19 protein-coding genes are annotated in these 19,331 nt (G+C 39.1%); 6 read left to right on the top strand and 13 right to left on the bottom strand.

The window, feature by feature from the left end; all coding sequences use genetic code 11:
- Positions 1 to 5: 5 nt before the first annotated feature.
- From hemN to ON09_RS10210, 5 genes are all read right to left on the bottom strand, one after another.
- Positions 6 to 1,352: an oxygen-independent coproporphyrinogen III oxidase gene (gene hemN, locus ON09_RS10230; protein WP_010600972.1), complete on the bottom strand. Its 1,347-nt coding sequence runs from the start codon at positions 1,350 to 1,352 to the stop codon at positions 6 to 8.
- Positions 1,352 to 1,780 carry a Rossmann-fold NAD(P)-binding domain-containing protein gene (locus ON09_RS10225; RefSeq protein ID WP_010600971.1) on the bottom strand — a complete coding sequence of 143 codons (429 nt, stop codon included), beginning with the start codon at positions 1,778 to 1,780 and terminating at the stop codon, positions 1,352 to 1,354. The genes hemN and ON09_RS10225 overlap by 1 nt, the downstream gene beginning before the upstream one ends.
- A gap of 218 nt (positions 1,781 to 1,998) precedes the next feature.
- Complete coding sequence (locus ON09_RS10220) at positions 1,999 to 3,030, bottom strand: response regulator (RefSeq protein ID WP_010600970.1); 1,032 nt, start codon at positions 3,028 to 3,030, stop codon at positions 1,999 to 2,001.
- A gap of 11 nt (positions 3,031 to 3,041) precedes the next feature.
- Positions 3,042 to 4,244: a PAS domain-containing sensor histidine kinase gene (locus tag ON09_RS10215; protein WP_010600969.1), complete on the bottom strand. Its 1,203-nt coding sequence runs from the start codon at positions 4,242 to 4,244 to the stop codon at positions 3,042 to 3,044.
- A gap of 52 nt (positions 4,245 to 4,296) precedes the next feature.
- Positions 4,297 to 6,078 carry a hypothetical protein gene (locus ON09_RS10210; RefSeq protein ID WP_010600968.1) on the bottom strand — a complete coding sequence of 594 codons (1,782 nt, stop codon included), beginning with the start codon at positions 6,076 to 6,078 and terminating at the stop codon, positions 4,297 to 4,299.
- 751 nt (positions 6,079 to 6,829) lie between these two features.
- Here ON09_RS10210 and ON09_RS10205 point away from each other — a divergent pair.
- The 3 genes from ON09_RS10205 to ON09_RS26825 are packed head-to-tail and all read left to right on the top strand — an operon-like array spanning position 6,830 to position 8,026.
- The gene (locus ON09_RS10205) at positions 6,830 to 7,285 is read left to right on the top strand and encodes a helix-turn-helix domain-containing protein (protein WP_010600967.1); all 456 of its coding nucleotides are present in this window, start codon (positions 6,830 to 6,832) and stop codon (positions 7,283 to 7,285) included.
- The gene (locus ON09_RS10200; protein WP_010600966.1) at positions 7,275 to 7,838 is read left to right on the top strand and encodes a PIN domain-containing protein; all 564 of its coding nucleotides are present in this window, start codon (positions 7,275 to 7,277) and stop codon (positions 7,836 to 7,838) included. The genes ON09_RS10205 and ON09_RS10200 overlap by 11 nt, the downstream gene beginning before the upstream one ends.
- Before the next feature lie 29 nt (positions 7,839 to 7,867).
- Positions 7,868 to 8,026, top strand: a complete 159-nt coding sequence (locus ON09_RS26825; RefSeq protein WP_202947138.1) for a helix-turn-helix domain-containing protein — start codon at positions 7,868 to 7,870, stop codon at positions 8,024 to 8,026.
- A 131-nt stretch (positions 8,027 to 8,157) separates the two neighbouring features.
- Here the strand turns inward: ON09_RS26825 and ON09_RS10195 are convergent, their stop codons facing one another.
- Complete coding sequence (locus ON09_RS10195; RefSeq protein WP_202947137.1) at positions 8,158 to 8,361, bottom strand: hypothetical protein; 204 nt, start codon at positions 8,359 to 8,361, stop codon at positions 8,158 to 8,160.
- A gap of 697 nt (positions 8,362 to 9,058) precedes the next feature.
- Positions 9,059 to 9,454: a hypothetical protein gene (locus ON09_RS10190; RefSeq protein WP_010600964.1), complete on the bottom strand. Its 396-nt coding sequence runs from the start codon at positions 9,452 to 9,454 to the stop codon at positions 9,059 to 9,061.
- Between the two features lie 642 nt (positions 9,455 to 10,096).
- Between ON09_RS10190 and ON09_RS10185 the strand changes: the two genes are divergently transcribed.
- Complete coding sequence (locus tag ON09_RS10185; protein WP_010600963.1) at positions 10,097 to 10,762, top strand: DUF6624 domain-containing protein; 666 nt, start codon at positions 10,097 to 10,099, stop codon at positions 10,760 to 10,762.
- A 320-nt stretch (positions 10,763 to 11,082) separates the two neighbouring features.
- Here ON09_RS10185 and ON09_RS10180 read toward each other — a convergent pair whose 3' ends face one another.
- From ON09_RS10180 to ON09_RS10160, 5 genes are all read right to left on the bottom strand, one after another.
- Entirely contained in the window at positions 11,083 to 11,802 is a 720-nt protein-coding gene (locus ON09_RS10180) for a LytR/AlgR family response regulator transcription factor (RefSeq protein ID WP_010600962.1), read from the bottom strand.
- The gene (locus tag ON09_RS24230) at positions 11,799 to 12,833 is read right to left on the bottom strand and encodes a sensor histidine kinase (protein WP_010600961.1); all 1,035 of its coding nucleotides are present in this window, start codon (positions 12,831 to 12,833) and stop codon (positions 11,799 to 11,801) included. The genes ON09_RS10180 and ON09_RS24230 overlap by 4 nt, the downstream gene beginning before the upstream one ends.
- The gene (locus tag ON09_RS10170) at positions 12,830 to 14,239 is read right to left on the bottom strand and encodes an alpha/beta hydrolase family protein (protein WP_010600960.1); all 1,410 of its coding nucleotides are present in this window, start codon (positions 14,237 to 14,239) and stop codon (positions 12,830 to 12,832) included. The genes ON09_RS24230 and ON09_RS10170 overlap by 4 nt, the downstream gene beginning before the upstream one ends.
- Positions 14,240 to 15,385: 1,146 nt before the next feature.
- Positions 15,386 to 15,853 (bottom strand): DUF6428 family protein, encoded by a 468-nt coding sequence (locus tag ON09_RS10165; protein ID WP_010600959.1) that lies wholly within the window; start codon positions 15,851 to 15,853, stop codon positions 15,386 to 15,388.
- A 55-nt stretch (positions 15,854 to 15,908) separates the two neighbouring features.
- Entirely contained in the window at positions 15,909 to 16,238 is a 330-nt protein-coding gene (locus tag ON09_RS10160) for an ArsR/SmtB family transcription factor (RefSeq protein WP_010600958.1), read from the bottom strand.
- Between the two features lie 689 nt (positions 16,239 to 16,927).
- On the opposite strand from ON09_RS10160, the gene ON09_RS10150 reads away from it, so the two are divergent.
- Together ON09_RS10150 and ON09_RS25165 are read left to right on the top strand one after the other, a co-directional pair.
- A complete protein-coding gene (locus ON09_RS10150; protein ID WP_010600956.1) occupies positions 16,928 to 17,434 on the top strand; it encodes an RNA polymerase sigma factor in 507 nt (168 codons plus the stop codon).
- A 194-nt stretch (positions 17,435 to 17,628) separates the two neighbouring features.
- Positions 17,629 to 17,787: a hypothetical protein gene (locus ON09_RS25165; protein WP_157258919.1), complete on the top strand. Its 159-nt coding sequence runs from the start codon at positions 17,629 to 17,631 to the stop codon at positions 17,785 to 17,787.
- 1,279 nt (positions 17,788 to 19,066) lie between these two features.
- Here the strand turns inward: ON09_RS25165 and ON09_RS10140 are convergent.
- A partial coding sequence (locus ON09_RS10140) for a hypothetical protein (protein ID WP_010600954.1) occupies positions 19,067 to 19,331 on the bottom strand: 265 nt, incomplete at its 5' end.

The raw sequence follows: 19,331 nt of genomic DNA, 5'->3' as shown, positions 1-19,331 counted from the left end.
TGTACTTAAATCGAATTACTGAACAATTGGGCTTTGGGCTGTTTAAGCCATAGTTTCTCATCGAAAGCCATGCACACATTTCGTAAAAAAGGTCTCCCCTTGGCTGTAACCCTGATTTCTTTTTCCGTCACACAAACCAGCTTATCGCGTAGTAAAGGCTGCAGCCTGGCATATATTTTCTCAGGAATACCCTCCTTATAGTTCGTGTTTTCCTTACACATCATGTTCAGTATGTGATTTCTCACGTCAAGATCTTCGCTGGTAAGGAAGTGGCCTTTTTCTGCAGCTAGTGCCCCTCCTTCAATTTTATGGAGATAGTCCTCTACCCTCTTTGGGTTTTGTGCAAATGCAATCCAGCTATCGCTAATAGCAGATACGCCAAGACCAATAAGTAAATGAGTATGCTGATTGGTATAGCCCATAAAATTCCTGTGCAGTTTTTGTTCAGTCATCGCCTGGTAAAGAGAATCGCTTTGTAATGCAAAATGATCCATACCTACATCTTTATATCCCGAAGAATCAAGCAGTTGTCTGCCCAATTGGTAGAGCGCAAATTTTTCATCGCCCTGGGGAAGATCTTTTTTGGTATAATGTCTTTGGCCGGGCTTTAGCCAGGGAACATGGGCGTAACTGTAAAATGCTATGCGGTCTGGCTTTATATCAATCACCGATCGAATGGTATCCGCTAAACCTGTAAGTGTCTGTCCAGGGAGACCATAGATCAGATCAAAATTAACAGACGCGTAACCGATCTCTCTTGCTTCAGCGGTAACTGCGGCGACCTGCCCGGGCGTCTGAAAGCGGTTGATCAGGAACTGCACTTTTGGATCAAAATCCTGGATACCCAGGCTTAGTCTTTTAAAACCAAGACGGTTTAGTGTTGTTAAATGTTCACTGGTAGTACTCGCTGGATGGGCCTCAAATGAAAATTCCGCATCCGAGGTCATCACTGAATTTTCAAGAATGCCATTGATCAGGATCGCCAGGTTCTCCGGGCTAAAAAAAGTAGGAGTTCCCCCACCAAGGTGCATCTCTTTGAGTTTAGGTTTTTCCGCTAAAGCCTTCACATACATTTCCCATTCAGAAAGGACCGCCCGGAGATACGGTCGCTCTACCGAATGATTTTTGGTGATCCGGGTATTGCAGCCGCAATAGGTGCACAAACTTTCGCAGAATGGGAGGTGGATATATAAACTGATTCCCTCTTCCTGATAGTTTCTATAGGTTTTAGCTACTGTAGTTAACCAGTCCCTTGTATTAAAACAATCATTGTCCCAATATGGAACGGTTGGATAACTGGTATACCTTGGCGCGGCAACATTATACTTCTTAAATAACTCCGAAGTATCCATTATTTTGAGATTTTAGCGATTCCACATCCACCCTGACAGCAGCATGACTTACCGACACACTTACCAGCAGACCATTGGTCGAGGTTTTTGATCACCTGCTCCATCCGTAGTTTGGCGTCTCCAACACCAGATAATAAGGGGACATTTGCTACTTTCATCCCGGCTGAACCAGCCGCTTTTAAATCAAGATGATCTGTTTGGGTAGATGAGGTTGCGATGTATTTTATCCCCAGATCTTTGAGCCCCATAATCATCGTTTCACTCAGATCATCGTTATTAAAAACCAATAATGCTTCTTTTCCGGCTGCAAATGAAAGCGTGTCGTCTGTTAAACTGTTCGCGATTATGGTAATGTCATGTTTTTTATAGTTGGCCAGCACCAACCATTCCTTTTCATCGGCTTGGATGTTATAAGCTATTGCTTTCATATACAGAGTTTTTGTATACAAAGCTATATTGGAAGGATTTGGTGGCCGGTGAGATTGCTTAGAGAAAAAAATGACTTTGATTACTTTTGACAACGCTTGGGGCTATTGAATTGTTATCCAATAACCAAAAGCCGTTGATCCAACCACCATTGGATGGCAGGTAAGCTTGACCATTAAACTTATTCAAAACCCAGGCGGCCATTAATCAGGGGAGGAATTTATTGCTTAATATTTCGGAGTTTTTCCAAGGAAAGAATGTTAATGGCATTGCCGGTTTTATCGATCAGTTTTTCATCTTTGAAATCAGCAAGCATTCTGCTTACCGTTTCGCTGGCCGTACCTACCAAGGCTGCTAGGTCATCACGTGAAATACGGATGGTACAACTGTCTGAGATACCATTACCAAATTTTCCGGCAACCTGTAACAACGCTTCAGCAACACGCTTTCTTACCGAATAGTAGGCTAGTTGAAGCATCTGTTTCCCTTTATCACGCACGTTTCCGGACAATAAACCGATAAAAATTTTTGACACTGTTTGATAGTTGACCAGATACTCCATAAAATCTGCCTTAGGGATCTGGATAATATCTGATGGAATTAAGGTTGCTGCATTCTCTGTGTACACTTCACCAATGCATAAACTTTCATATCCAAAAAAATCACCCTCACGATACAGGTTAGAGGAAAGTTCCCTACCGTCCTTAAAACGTTTGTAGGTTTTAACCTGACCTTTAATCACATAATAAAGATGTGTGGGATCATCCCCCTCTACATAAATGATCTGTTTTGCTGAAATCAGTCTTGATTTACCCCTTTTACGAAATTCCTCCATTACCGTTCCGCTATTTTCTAGACCTGAATCAAAGCTTGATGACTGCTTTTTTTTCTTAAATCTGCTTTCAATCGCCTTAAAGAGTTCGATATCATCAAATGGTTTGGTAAGGTAATCATCTGCTCCCATTTCCATGCCTTTGCGCATGTCTGCCCGTTCGGTTTTTGCAGTAATGAATATGAAAGGAATGTTTGCCGTTTTCTGGTTTTTATTCAACAGGTACAACACCCCATAACCATCCAGCTCTGGCATCATAATATCGCAGAGAATTACATCTGGCGTATGCTTCAATGCCATTTCTACCCCCAACTTACCATGTTTGGCTGTAAATGTTTCATATCCGGCCAGTTCGAGCACTTCAGCAGTACTTTCCCTGATATCATCATTATCTTCAATGATCAGAACTTTCTTATTCATGGAAATAAATCTTAATTTGTAAGCTGATATCCAAAAGGAAAAGTCAGCGTAAAAACGGTACCTAAATTTTGTTCGCTGCGGCAGGCTAAGGTCCCATTCATCAGGCCAACATATCTTTTTACAATGTTCAGTCCTAAACCGGTCCCGGGAATATCGCCCGTATTGTGCGCCCTGAAAAATGGTTCGAATAAATTATGCTGATCAAGTTCTGGAATGCCTATACCATTATCTTTCACCTCCAAAATAAGTTCATCATCCTTTAAAATCGAATTAAACTGGATCAAAGTATCCTCCCCGGAATATTTTATCGAATTGGAAATCAAATTGATCACGCAGTTTTTCAACAGGTTGGGGTCGAGATATACCTCGGCGGTTAACCCTTTGTGTTCATAAATAATATGCTGGTTCTCTTTGGTCATCATCTGCATTTCTTCTGCGATTTCCTCGGCAAAACTAATGATATTGAAGAACTGGGCCGATGCTTCTACTTTTCCGGCCTCGAGTTTTTCAAGCGAGAGGAAATCGTTTAGAATAGTGGTAAGGTTATTGATCGAATTTTTGATCTTCAAGGTGTGCTTCTCTACATTTGATGCATCCTGTTTGCTTGCATACTTATCGATCAAAGAAGCTGACAACTGAATTGAGCTTAGTGGCGTTCTAAACTCATGCGAAGCCATGGAAACGAACCTTGTTTTAAGCTGATTGAGTTCTTTTTCTTTTTGAAAAAGTGCCTGCATATTCTCTTTGGCTATCTCAAGTTCTGAGACAAGTTTCACCAGATCGTGCGTACGTTCCTTAATCTTAACCTCAAGTTTTTCGGTATAAGTTCTGATCTGTTCTTCATTGGCTTTTTCTTTACTTAAATCGTGGATAAAACCAGTGTAAATCTTACGGTCGCTAAATTTTATTTCGCTAACTCCCAGTCTAAAAGGAAAAACCGATCCGTCCCTGCGTTTTCCGCAAACCTCCCTGCCAATACCTATAATATGTTTCTGCCCGGTATGTTCATATCGGGATAAGTAACCGTCATGCCGGGTATGATCGGGCTCTGGCATTAAAACCGATACATTTTTCCCAACCAGTTCCTCTTTGATATAACCAAAAAGCTGGAGTGCAGCCGGGTTTAAATGTTCGATAAATCCCTTGTCATCAATGGTAATAATTCCATCAATGGCGTTTTCAATGATTGCATCCAGAAATTTCGATCTATCCATTAAACACATCAGTTTATCATTGTAAATATAGAAAAGTTATTGCCGATCTTTTCTATTCAACAATCATTCCGTCCAGTTTGTCTTTCGCCTTTGCCAGCTGCTCATATAATTCATCAACATCTCCTAGTGCCTGATCTGTAACTTTGGCAAAAAGCTTTTTGTAATAGACCATCCCCTCAGCAAGTTGAAATTTGAAAGCGTCTATCTGCTTTCTCTTTTTATTGCTAAAATATTGAAGCTGCCGTTTGATATCTTCCTGAAGATAATCAATATAAAGATTAAGCTCTTTAATAAAAACATGTGGTCTTTTCACTTGGGCTAGCAAATCGGTTTTTCCGTAAATATGGCCAACCATGTCCTCTAGCGAATATACATCAGAAAAATAAGCAAGATTTGGCCCTGGGCAAATGGAAACCGCGTTACTTTCTTTAGGTTTAGCCAAGTCATATTTGAGATAAGTAGAGGCACATAAGCCCTCACAAAGGCAAATTTTTTCAGTGACCAGATCGTATTGCCTTTGGTATTCATCGGCCGATAGTCCATCAGTTTTGAGACTTTTAATCTTTAAGTGTTGATATTCGCGGGATGCCGTACAGATGGGCTGCTCGGTAAATTCGGTATTGTTGCACAGATACTTCTTGGTGCATGGGCTACCCGGCCGGCCTTTGTTAATCCGCTCGGTTCGTTGGCGTTCTATTGTACTATGTTTAAAATTATTAAACCGGATACCCAGTGGAGAGGCTTCACTCAGATAAAAATCGCACTCACCCGAGCCGGCCAAATGTCCCAATGTCTCCGCATCAACATTGGTCACCTCGGGCACCAACAGGAAAGGGCTACCCCATCCAATGGCATCGAGGTTGTAGTATTCAAGTAGGAAATTATGTTCAGTTGCAGTACCGACGCCTCCCTGAACACTGATACGCTGTTTGGGCTGCTTTTGTATTTTGATTCCTTTATGTACCAAGGCCGTTTGGTACATTTTGAAAAGCTCGATTTGCATGTCGTTTTTGCTGAGTTTGAAATCTTCCAGAATCGGGCCGAGTAGATATCCTTCAGTTGCAAATGCATGACCGCCACAGTTCAGACCCGACTCTATCCTGAATTCTGACACCCAAAGCCCCTTTTTCGCCAGAAATTTAGCCTGGATCAGTGCCGATCGGAAATCGCTTACCTTTAAGATGATTTTCTTTTTCAGTTTGCCATTTTGATCAGGAAAAAAGTCTCCGAAATTTTCCATATAGCTGTATAATTTTGGGTTCATTCCAGCAGACAGCACCACTGAGGCATTCAGTTTGCTTTCTGCAAAGCCGCGTAGCGCACTCAATGCATCGGTATTGATATCGCCCGAATATTCGCCATTTAGATAATTCATTTTATCTACCTTGGCCATTATATTTACATCAATAGCCCCCATCCGCATGGTGTTTTTTAAAAGCGACTGGAAGGTCTGTTTGATTTCACCTTCAGGATATTCCAACATCAGTTTGTAACCATGTTTTAATTTCGAAGTATCGGGGAGAAGCTCAAAGTAGCGGCAGATATCGTTCCCAGCAGTAAAACCCTGTTGTTTTATGACTTTGAAATCCTCGGTTATGATATCCAGCAAAAAGTTGAGATAGGTGGTGATGCGTTTACTGCGGCTGCCTGATTCACCTTTTGGAATTGCCTCAAATTGAACCGACCTTTTTTTTGAATGATAAGCGCGCATGCGCTCAACCAGATCGTCATCAACAATAGACAGCACAGATGAAATACCGTATCTCGCAACTTTTAATGGGGTATCGATAGAATAGCCTAAGCCCAATACGGGGATGTGGAATGAATGTGGCATGGTGTTTCGTGATGTAAATTAGTCTTTCAAAATTTTGAAAGACTAAATAGTTCGAGCGCAAAGCTATATCAGCTGTACCGGAAAGATCATGATTCCTGTCAAAACGAAAAATGAGCGAGATCACTTTTTAACAATTCATTGTACGCCATCTAGGAAGTTTAAGTCTATTTATTTATCTAAAACTGCTTAAACAAACACTATCGTTGGTGTGAAGTCTACCGTTTAAAAGATGAAAGATAATTTATCACGACATAGTCGTAAATCTATAAAAGTATACTCAGTATCTTCCACACCAGAGATAGTTTGGGCTATAACAGCTATATTGTATTCTACCCGGAATAAATTCAGGCATTATTTTGTTATCAAACGAAGCTAATCCGGGCTCACAGAATGAACTAATTGCACTTTCAGAGAAATACTTAAACCTTGATTTATATTATGCCAATAAGTTTTTCACTGATAATCCTCAAAAACTCCAAAATATTGATCCATTAATATCGATTATCAGAAAACAGCCGGTTTTAATAGGCTAAAAATCTTCAGTAAAATTTTGTCTCAAAAACGAAAGTATTCATCCACTACTAGTTATCTAACTTTCAAATGTAAGTTTACCTGGCCGGACTACGGCAAAGAGGAAAAAATGTATCATAAAACGCACATTATAAAAACCTAAAACAGATGTAACACATTTATTACATTTCGAATATTTCGAATATTTCATATATTTCTTTTATTTGCATAAAAAATAATTATGAACACTATTGAACAACGTCGTAAACCCTCGAAATCGGAACAAAGAGTTGCACGTCAATCATATCCTGCAGTACTATCTATTCTATCACATATAAATGGAGAAGAAACTGAAATAGAGATCGAAGAAAGCAAAGAACGAATTAAAATCCCTTCTAGAGCACTTGAGTTTTTAAGCGATATTTTAAAAGCGATGAGTGAAGGTAAGCCAATTTCAATAGTTCCTATTGCAACTGAAGTTACCACTCAAAAAGCAGCCGAAATTTTAGGATGTTCTAGGCCCTACTTAATCAAGCTGTTGGAAGAAGGTCTAATTCAATTCGTAAAGGTAGGAAAACATCGTAGGATTAAATTTGAGGATGTAGTAAGCTATAAAGAGAAGATGAAAAAGGACCAAAAGCAAAACCTTATTGACATAATGACCTTTGACGAAGAAAACGGATTGTATGATTCATAGTATTAGATTTAAAGCAGTTCTAGATACCAATGTCATCTTTCCCATTGAAATCAGAGATTTGTTATTTTGGTTTGCTCATTATGAACTTTATACGCCGAAATGGAGTCAAAATATTTTTGACGAATGGAAAAGAGTAATGGTTAGAAAAGGAATTAGTGAAAATGAAGTATTGAAACGTGTAAGCAGAGCAACTCAGGCATTTCCAGATGCCCTAGTACATAACTACGATAGCCTAATCGCAGATTTAAAGTTACCAGATGAAGACGACTGTCATGTGCTTGCAGCCGCTATTAGAACAAATGCAAATGTTATTGTAACTAATAATCTAAAAGACTTCCCGGAAGAATACCTAGATTCTTTTGGTCTAAAAGTGAAAAGTGCAGACGATTTTCTAACTGATATTATTGACCTAAATCAAGATAAAGCGATTGAAGCATTTAAAGAAATGGTACTAAATAGAAAAAATCCTGCAATGGACGAATACCAGGTATTAGAGAGCTTAAGAAGGAATGGTTTGAAGGATACGGCCGACTACTTACATGCGCTTTTGTAAGTTTACGAGGTACATATCAAAAAGGAAATTTGATTTTTAAAATCTCGCAACAAGAACTTGGAGAAAGGACCGGCAAAAAAAGCTATATATCCAAATTAGAGAACGCCAGAGGGAACATTCAGCTTTCCACCTTGATTCGGATTTTTGAAATGGGACTGAATAAGCGGATAGGGTTGACCTTTATATAACAGGAAATCAAAATCTTTTGTCTCAAAAAACGAAGATATGTGTAAAAAGAATAAGATAATGAACACACAAAAAGGGTTTGGCGATAGCCAGCTGATAAAAACAGCATTTTGAATTCTTTTGATATCTTATACTAAGGTAAAAACAAATCATCCATGGTGACTTCGTTATGTACGAGGCCAATAGAATACATATTATTTTTAGTGCCATAGGTTGTAACGATGGTCAAGAAAAGTGTTTTTTTAGTTTTACTCTCCTGGGAAAATATGTCAAGTTTGTTCTTTAACTCACCAGCATAGGTTTTATCTATCGCAAACTCAGCATTCGAGAATTTCATTTCACATATGCTTATCACATTATCCTGTCTGTCAAGCAAAAGATCGATTTGTGCGCCATTTCCATCTTTAGGAGAATGCCTCCCAGCTGATGTTTCAGTAAACACTCCAGAAATACCAAATACAGCACATTTCGCGATAAAAAGAAAAATTACATTGCAATGTATGATCTAATTAATTGATTATCAATACCAAATAATGAGTATTTAAATTTACGAAGTATTGGGAATAATTGCAAAAACAACCAGCGGCTCTAAAAAAACTAGTGTAAGTTTAAACAATGCCAAACGATTTTTTTGGTTCAGAGCTAATAAATCTTACTCAGGGAAGAATCTATTTTAGTGGAAATAACAAGGTTTAAAAAGATTTTACGGTAGTAACTCCATGGGTCTAGAAATTTAATCGAATTAATTATTATTGGTAGCACTATCATGCTTTTTTATTTTTGCCAGACTTAGAATCAAAAGGCGGCCCGTGCTTAAAGATTTTACTTTGTTTTATTATCGGAAGGTTGATGCTATTCGATTAAGAATTGATATATATTATTTGGTAAAGGCACCGTTCAGTCGGTGCCTTTACTGTTTTTTCGTCTTTGGTCTTTATCACTTGCTAGCGCACCTCGATAGGTTTTAGCTGTTAGCCATGAATTTGGCTTCAGATCAAAGGCCGACACTAGATCCGGACAAGCGCTTTGCTTTGTTATTCTTCGATTAGTTTTAAGCCTAAGTTACTGTATTGACCCTGGTTGCCATTGACGCTTATCTGGTAAGCATAGCGGCCATCTTTTAGTGGCGTCTCCCCGACATAATCTATGGGCTGGATGGTGTAGGTCTTCCCATCAATTTCCAGTTTAACGAAGGCATAGCTGTAGGCTTTAGTAAATTTCTTATAGTCTGTCTTTTTTCCTGCCTCAAGATCGCCAAAACTTACTTCTCCCATTCCGGTATTGACCATGATGTTTTTTAAGTTTTGCTGGCTGCTGTTGGACAAGCGAATTTCCGGTCCTGTCTGGCCGGTAATCTTTTCTTTTGAACAAGCGATGATTATTGTTAAACTGAGCAGTAATAGGCTGGCTTTAAGCGTTAAGTTTTTCATCTGATTGGTTTTCTCTAGGTTTATCCTTTAAACGGTGCTAGCGGAGCTAACGCTACAGGAGCATAAAAATTAGATAAGCCTTAATGGCTCAGGAACTCGCGCTTGCGGTTGTAGCCTAGCAGGTAAGTTTGTTTCTGGGCAGCGAGTAAGTAGGAAGTTTCGAGCAGCACTTCCACTTGGTCTTGTTTTGCTGCCATTTTGCTGTTTCCATGACAAGCTATAGCACGACGAGACAGTAGTTGTGTTTATGGAGGATATATACAAATGGTTTCAGTAGATCTACTTCAGTATGAGCTTTAAAAAAATAAATTCCACATTTAACACGCTAGAGGTAAATTTTCTTTTGGAGTAACTGTATCCACAAAGGGTTCTGTATTCAAATCTTCATTTCAAATGCCAAAGCATTTTAAATGGAAATTTGAATATCTATCACATTTTTTTTGAGCTTTCATCACATTTTCTGATACCCTTATTAATTAAAGCCAAATTTGTGCTCAAAGATTTCCTACTATGTCTCAAATTACATGTTAAATAAATTCGGTGACTATCCCGCAACCTTAGAAAATGACTGAAATAGATTAAATTTTCATCTAAATATAGTGTATAGACAATACTTATTCAAAGCTTTTTTAACTTTCGACTATGAACATTTCTCTAATAACATTATTTTGCCTGATCTCCTTGAGCGCTTATAGTCAGGTAACTTCTTTTATAATTAATGATGATGTTCTAAATAAGCCTCTAAAAGATTCATTGGAATCAATTTACAAATCCGACCAGTCTGTTAGAATTGCAGTCTCCGAAGCGCTCAAATCCAAAAAACCGAAAGAATATATAGATAGTTTAAGAGCGGTCATGCGTCAGACGGATATTATTAATTTAGGACAGGTAAAGAAAATCATTAAAGAAAAAGGTTGGCAAAGTCCCCAAATGGTAGGCATGAATGCAGCTCAAGGATTGTTCTTAGTTATACAACATGCTGACTTGCAAACACAACTTGAATATTTATTAATGATACAGGAAGTTGAAAAAAAGGGTGAGATATTGTCTAGTAACCTTGCTATTTTGGAAGACCGCATCAATGTCCGACAGGGAAAAATACAATTTTACGGCAGTCAGGTATTTATCGATAGACTATCCGGAAAGCAATATCCTTACCCCATTGCTGATGTAGATAATCTTGATACACGCCGCAAATCTATGGGGATGCCTCCAATGCAAACCTACCTTAAGGATTGGGATACGGAGCGCTATAAAAAGGATCTTCCCATGATTGAACAATTAGTTAAGGCGCAGGGTATACGATAGCAAAAGTTCATTTCATGCCCCCGCGAAAAGTCTGGTACATTCGCTCCTAATCTGCTTTTAGACTCCGTACTGAATGGTCTCAATAAGAAAGAGATAGACAAAAGGTAGCAGCAATGATTTCTTTGGTGATGTCTGCCTATCGTTGAACACCAACACAGAAATAAAGAGTCTGCTATAAAACAATCCGTGCCCTATAAGAATTCATTTTTTTAAGTTGTAGCTTTATTTATTGATTTAAATAATAAAATGAAACGTATGAATAAACTAAAAACTCTATTAAAATGGAGACCAATATTCAAAGTAAGTTTACATTCAGTTCCTTAACGTGAATAGGCTGATCTAATACTATTCATCTGCCTTCTGGACACTGAAACTTCCTCTCCTGAAGAAAGCTTCAGGATTAATTTTCCATCGGAATGCTTAATAATTTCCCTGACCGATTGAACATTGACAACTTGTCTGCGGTTCGCCCTTATAAACAATCCCTCCTTAACCGACTCAAAGACCTGCTGCAGACTTTTATGAAATAAAGGCCGGTTTCCATTGAAATAAACCTTCGTATAGTTTCCCATTGACTCGAACATGCTAACCTCTTCGATAGGGACCACCCAGTTCGCCTTTCTATCTTTAATGAATATTTTATCTCCTAAGTCGAGCTTTCTTTCAAAGCTCACCGGATTATTCTTACCCAACAAAACTTCTGCCTTTTGAATGGCCCTATTCAACTTATCCGGCGTAATTGGCTTAAGCAGATAATCTATCGTATTGTGTTCAAAAGATTCAAGCGCATGGTCAGCAAAGGCTGTGGTAAAGATGACTACCGGTACCTTTTTAAGCTTTGACAATACATCAAACCCGTTGCCTCCTGGCAAATGTATGTCCAGAAATACCAGGTCGGGTGTTAATGCATCAATCAACTCCACCGCACGCTTCACCGTATCTGCTTCACCCAGAACTTGGATTTGTGGATGTGCTTGAATAAGCAAATTCAGCTCTAAACGGGCCAGCCTTGAATCTTCTACAATTATTACGCTAATCATCTTTGAATCTTTATTGCAACAATAACAAAAGGCGCTTTTTCGCTTATATCCAGTTTAGCGTGACCACCATAGGTGAGCGATAACCGCTCCACGATGTTTTTAAGACCAATGCCAAGTCGCTCTTCAATACGGGAACCGAAAGCCAGTGATCCCGTATTTCTAACTTCCAGTATCAAAGTATTATTATACGCACCAATATTAATAAAAATCTCCCCACCCTTCTCATTTAAACTGATTCCATGCTTGATTGCATTTTCAACCAGAAGCTGAAGGATCAGCGGAGGTATCATTTCATTCAGTAGGTGCTCCTGCGCATCAATAACATATCGAAGACGCCCTTCAAACTGCAATTGCTGAATCTCCAGGTAATGGATTAATATGCCTAGCTCCTCTTTAATGGTAATAAGCTTTTCGCCGGTATGCTGAAGGGCATGACGAAATATCTCTGCGAATTTTGTCAACATCTCCCTGGCCAGTACCGGGTTTTCCAGAATCAGTGCCCTTATGTTGTTAATCGCATTGAACATAAAATGGGGATTTACCTGAGATTTCAAAGCACCTAGTTTTGCCTTCTGGTATTCAGATTCCAGCATCCACTTATCTACTTCCGAACGGTGATAAGTCCGTACCAGGTGATAACCCAGGTAAACCAAATCCCAGGCGAGAATGAGAATGTAAAGTGGTGCCAGGTTGATCAGCACTTTACCCAAATTGATGTGATAGGTACTCGCAAAAGGCCAGCTCAACAGCACCATAATGAGCATCCAAAGTAAGGATTGAAGCAAAGCCGAACCCAGCACATGCAGCACGAGCTTTGTCCAGCGGATTTTGTAATCCAGTTGATTTTTGCGAAAATAAAACCGATAGAGCGTGCTTGAAATTAAGCCCCCAAGTGACAGACCTGTAAAATTTAAGACAGCGAGGATAAAATCAAAACCGCTGTAAAAATATTGCGCACAAAAATTCACTACGCCGATCAACAACCAGAAAAGCATCTGGATCGGCCAGAACCAGGATTTCAGTCGAATCATATCTGATCTATCCAGACGCCAACTTTTTCAAGAGCTTGTGGGTTTACCGTTTCTGCAATCTGGCCGTATTCAGCCACTGAACCGGTTTTAGCAAGTTGCAACAGATGGTTCAGGTTTTTAATGGGAACAATTTCAAAATTTTTATTGCCACCTTTCAAAAGGCTAGTCCTGATGCCCTCGAGGTTAATCGTGCTCGATACCTGCATATCCAAAGTACCATTTATCGCCAGCACAGGGCACTTCACCTTTTGGAGATAAGGTTGGGGATTAAAGCTGATAAAATATCGGAACCATGGATCACTCAATTGTTTGGCGGTACTTTTTACCCTTTCACTAAGCGCAGCTTCACTAACGCCACCGCCTGTGCTTTTGCCGAACACCTCAGTCAATGCGGTATCCAATTTCATCTTGAAATCAGCCGCATTCAAATTTTTGTACTGAACCGCTGCAGCATAAATTTTACGGTTTAGCGCCGAATTGGCTACAACCACCGAATCAGGCAGACCTGAAATAAGCATCTGGTCTTTTCCTTGCTGTACCATCAGTTCCTCGATTGGCACACCAGGACCTGCCAGCAGAACGACGAATTTTACGACAGGATTAACACTGGCCACCATAGGAGCAATCATACCACCCTCGCTATGCCCGATGAGTCCTATTTTAAGTGATTTCAACTCAGCGCGGGATTTAATAAAATCTACCGCAGCCTGTACATCTGATGCAAAATCAGCTGTTGTTGCACCGGAAAACTTACCAGTAGACTTGCCTACCCCACGATCATCATACCTCAATACCGCAATCCCGCGCCTGGTTAAATAATCACTCCACACCAAAAATGGTTTATGCTTAAACTGAGGGGCCTCTTCATTACGATCCTGTGGACCAGAGCCCGAAATCATCACGACAATTTTAGTTACTTTACCACCTTTTGGCAATGTTAGCGTTCCAGAGAGTTCATGGTCAGCAGCCCTGTTCTTGAAAATGACTTCTTCCTGTTGATATGGAAAATCCGAAGGTTCCTGTGGTCTTTTGACAGCAACCTTTTCCAGATTTTTTTCTTTTCGCGAAAGATTTAACGGTAGACTCCCCGGCCCTTGTGTAAAAGTTCCCTTGAGCTCATCGCTTTGCGCATCATAAGTTGCCTTATACACCAGCCCAAGTTTCGCTGCGTCAATACGGATTTCATTTCCCTGAATCGTTGTCTTATCTGTAGGCAATCCCTTTGCTCCCTGATCAGGACTATCCATTGTAGTCACAAATGCAGGCCCCTCAGCCTTGACATGGAAATTGACCCGTAGCTTACCGCCAGGGATTTCCAGCAGCCCATACCAGCTTCCGCTGAGGTCCTGGGCATATAAAAAATTACTAATCGCCACCGTGAACAAAAGGCCAATCAATTTCTTCATCTTAAATTTTGGTTATGTCCAAATGTAACCGATCTAAAAGAAAAAGAAGACCATATTGTGCCGAACGGCCAAATAAAGTGACGAGCGGTGACTAAAAGCAACAAAGCCAGTTATGATTAAAAAAGTTTCAACAATTATCCAGCAAAGCGATGGCATTAGCTGGCGTATCCATCACTATTTCAAACCCCAGTTAATCCGCGGCCCACGCTTAAATACGAGAAACTGATATATGCTAGTGTTCACAATTTAATTATAAAAATCATCAACAACGTGGATTTTGAATAAGATGAACGGTTCCATTTATGAATTGTTATTCTATATTTGAGCTGTTAAGGAATTAGAGTTTAATCAAAGATCCTCCCGGTTTAATTGACTCGAATTAGCCGCTAACTTAATTTCTATTTGCTTATTTATTAAAAGAAAAAGCCCGACAATCCTGTAGGGCTTCAACATTTACTAAACCGTCCCGGGTTTAATGAACTTTGCAAAAGTAGGCCTTTCAATCAAAAACGTATCGTATTATATTATCTACGTATCTCCCAGGACAACTACCTGTTTTGTATTTCCATTAGCTGCAAGTTTTCAATGACTAATAGCAACTACTGCACTGTACGAACTATATACTACACCAGCCCAGCCTGTTCTTCTTCCGACATTTCGAGGACTCCGAAGATTAACTAATTCTGCAATTAGTCTAAGTTTGTCTGCCAAATATATTTCAGCTGTCATGCCCCATTTAGCAATCTCCCGTTTAACAGACTATTTGATTTAAGCACATATACGTTGTTTATATTATCAAGAAAACAGCGCCATGTCCCGCCTAACACCAGGCTATTTTCCAATTTTTCTCTAGTCCCAAAGCCTAAAATTCTGCCTTTTCATAAATCGAAGGGTTCCAAAATGCTCACGAAAGATGCCGGCCGGCAGCGTCCATATTCCTTCCATATCATTCGAGGAGACAAGTTTTTATAAAAGTCCAGGCCTGAGACCGTTACCTGATTCCCGGGCTCCACACACACACTAACTTCAGCTAAACCATGCATAACTCGCCGCAAGTAAATAGGAGTCAATCCTGCCTATCCGATTATCTCCGTTTTCTTCGGCAACAATTCCGCAAGCAAGCTTCTTATTTCTATGTTAAACGGATTAGCAGCAACCGCCACCAGGGATACAGCTCTTCGTCGAAGCAGCCAAATCAATCATTTCTTTTTTAGGGGTATCTTCAACCCCGCATTCCTCGCTTGCCAGGCAAGCTGTCTTTTTTGAAAGCAATCGGAAGTTCGTTCCATCGAAATCAAGATCATACTTACCAATGGTTCCGGTCTGGTACTCCACCTCGATTTCAAGGTCCTCCATACCCAGTGCCTTTTCTGAAAGCGAAATGATGCTGAGCAGTTTTCCCGCTTTTAAGCGGTGCTCATAGTCATCTGCATTCCACAGCTGGAAGTTTGCAACTTTCTCATGGCGAACCTTACCTCCACAGTCAATAAAGTCTTTGGAAATAATTCCAACTTCGGTCACATGTAAATGTTCCGGTACCATTTCACCATTTTCTGTATAAAAATTAACAGCTTCAACTTTAGATAGGATGATTTTGATTTCTGATAGTTTCATATTTTTCCATTTGTGTATCGTAATTTTACGATGAATTAACTTAAAAAAAGGGAGCCTAACAACAGCCCTTTGGATCCACATAGGATCGCATAAAATCTCCGAAAAGCTGATCTAAAAGCTTCCAGGTTTTCGGTTCAATACAATAACACACTTTCACTCCATCGATTGCCCCCTGGATAATACCGGCATTTTTGAGTTCTTTCAAATGTTGGGAAATAGTTGCCTGCGCAAGGCCAAGCTCTTCGACAAGATCTCCGCAGATGCAGGCATTGGCCGAAATGATCTGCTGAAGAATTGCAATCCTTGCAGGGTGAGCGATGGCTTTCAAAAGCACTGAAAGCTGATTCTGCTCAAAAGTGAATATTTCGGTTTTTGTAAGCCCCATAATTATATCGCAATAATACGATTAGATCATATTTTATCCAAATCATTTATTGTTCTTTTATGTCTAATATATACAACTCCTTTAAGGTGGTTAACATAATTCCAGTTTCTATATCATAAAAGCCAGGGAAAGGTATTTTATAAGACTCCGAAATACCTACGGCCAATTTCCAAAAAAGCTAATATATTTATTTCTATGAAGTCTAGTCCTGCTTTCCTGAGCCAAAACTTAAATACGGCAGAGGTAAGGCATATCAATCAAAAACACTGAAAAATGAGCCACCCAATCAATTATATTTTTCAACCGATGAAAGAATCGGGGATTACTTCTTCATAATCGGTCAAGGTTATCTCTTCATTATGCGTGAGATCAATTATGCCGGTATCGATCTTCATTCTACTCTTTTTCCTAAACCAAGACTTTATATTTGATTTACTCTTCGAATGAAAGGGCGATATTTTCATCAGGCCGTGCCGATCGGATCTTTTCAACAAGCTTTCTGGATCAGTCAGAGACATTCTGAAGCAGCTAATTCCCATTAAACAAAAATACCTGTTTTAAAAATGCAACTACCTGCTTGCCCATTAGTAGCTTACGGTAATAAATCCGATAGAATTACTGGATTTTATATCATTCTAAAACCATTATGCTATTAATTCGTTCAAAATTAAGCTAAAGCTAAAATTAACATGGATCAATATCAATTCACTCAGACAATCAGCAAGTATTCACAGCATCTATTTGAGCATGCAATAAAGTTCACACGCGATGAGGATGATGCAAAGGATCTTGTTCAGGAAACATTAATCAAAGGCATGAGATTCTGCAAAAATTTTGCGGACGGAACCAATCTCAAAGGCTGGTTATATGTAATTATGAAAAATACTTTCATCAATGACTTTAGGAAAACTGCACGTAAGAAAGAAGTAATTACTACAGATGACGAAATCAGCAATGCACAGTTAACTAAGAGCGCTGCTACAAATAATGCTAACACAACGTTCGCAATGGAGGATATATCCAAAGCAATGGCATCAATCAAACCAGAATACAGTATTCCTTTTCAACTTTATTTTGAGGGGTACAAGTATGAGGAGATAGCTGAGCAGCTGGATATTCCTTTAGGAACAGTTAAAACTCATATTCACCAGGCGCGGCATGGGCTTCAAAAATACCTTTCTATGTACAGGAAATAATATTAACCCAAACAACTCACGGACGGTCCTTAATCGTTTCGGTCGTTGTTTATTAAAACTTTAAATATTTTCAAAGGCTTCTAACAACGTACCAACACCTAAAGTTATGAAAACAAAATTATTATTTTTTTAGGCTTGGAATTAGCATTCAGCGCATGTAATGGAAAACAAGCTGATGAGAAAATGCCGAAAAGATGAATCAATGCACAGATAGTACGACTAATCAGGACTCGCTTAGTGCTGACACCATTCATGATAACATGACCAACACTCCGCCAGATGCACAGAAAAGAGATAGCCTGTTCGATATCGGTAATTGGGTAGGGCAAAGCCTTGGCATTTTTTGTTTCTAACGAATCATTGTCTGGAGAATATTCTATTTTAAAATTCTCCAGACATTTCTTCGTAGGTACTTTTTGATACCCTGAGATGAATTTACTTTCTTATTTGGATATGTTTAGCCTATAGATTACTGACCGCAGTCACGTAAATCGTTCAACATTGGGGAAATGCATTTAGCCACGTCACAGTCTTTTTCAAGCATGACCAGCGGTGACACTACAATTCTAATTATTGCATCAGTAGGTGGTACGGTATAAAGAGTTTTGATGAGGCGTATGCGAGATGAATAATACTCATTTTAGGTAAGTAGTCTATCTATCATTATTATATTCTTTGTATACCATAAACAGATTGGATTTGGATGGTTATCTGACATGATCATACGCCGGAAGAAGGCAGCAATTAATACCCCTAAAGTAGTAGCGTGAGGAAATCTTTGCTAGTCTTGACGTAATTAAATGGAATTTTGGAAAAGATATTAATTTGCGTTTGGTAACCAACAAGCGAGGATAAAATTATTTAACACCTGCAGTCATAGTTACTGGTTTGCCGTTCCTGTCTAGGACATGTATAACGTCTATAGCTCTTAAGGATCCAGCGATAAACGATATATTGAATTGAACGACATCAAAGCGTCGGAACGTAATTGCAACTCCTTCCAAATAGAATCTTATTTTTTGTCCGTTGCTATCTTTAATGATGCCGATCTTTACTTTGCTGTTGTATGCGATTACTATTCCCGTTCTCATCGAGTAGATTTTAGGTTGAACTGTTTTGTAAACGGGAGCTATATATAAAACGTATTTATACGGACTTAGTTTTAAGTTTAAGTATTTATTGCTAAACATCGTAGGCAAAATTTAGCTTTCAGTTTGTATGTCCAATTCAGGTATTTGGAGCTTATCTGTAATTTTATAGTGGCCGATGGGGAATTTTTTTCCGAAACAGGCCTATATTATACCCATATCTCAGCCATTCAGACGAGCTTGCAATTTTCCTCTGGACGGTCATCTGTGGATGGTTAATCCTGCTAAAACCTTGTATCACCTCATGCAACCGCATGTCATGTTAAGGTGAACCTAATTCTCTGGGAGTATGAATTCTTGGATTTGCTAAACTCTGTGTGACATGACAACCATTATGACTAAATACGGAAGTAACGGTGCACACTAAATAGTAAGCTCAAGGAATTAAACGGGAAGGAATAGACATTCTGCAAAATGCAATAATTAAAAAGCAAAACATTAAAATGCCCTAATGTATAGGATCGAAGCAACTTACTACAATTTATCAGCAATATTTTTCAATTATCCCTTTAACTTTATTTCTACTACGACATGCAACAATTACATTCACTGCACAAGCCCTATTTTTGATTACACCAATAGCGAACTGAACAAGATCCCCAACAATAAAAATAATTAAATCATCCTCGTTGTAGAATCGGATTTTTTGACCATTTAAATCTTTGATAAAACCGTATTTAACAACGTGATTATAAGACAAAACTATTCCCTTTCTCATATATCTCAACTTAGTTTTCATGAAATTAAAG

Origin of the sequence: Pedobacter agri PB92 (assembly GCF_000258495.1) — a bacterium.
GTDB lineage: Bacteria > Bacteroidota > Bacteroidia > Sphingobacteriales > Sphingobacteriaceae > Pedobacter > Pedobacter agri.
The sequence above is the reverse complement of the archived record's forward strand: the minus strand, read 5'-3'. Positions and strand labels throughout refer to the sequence as shown.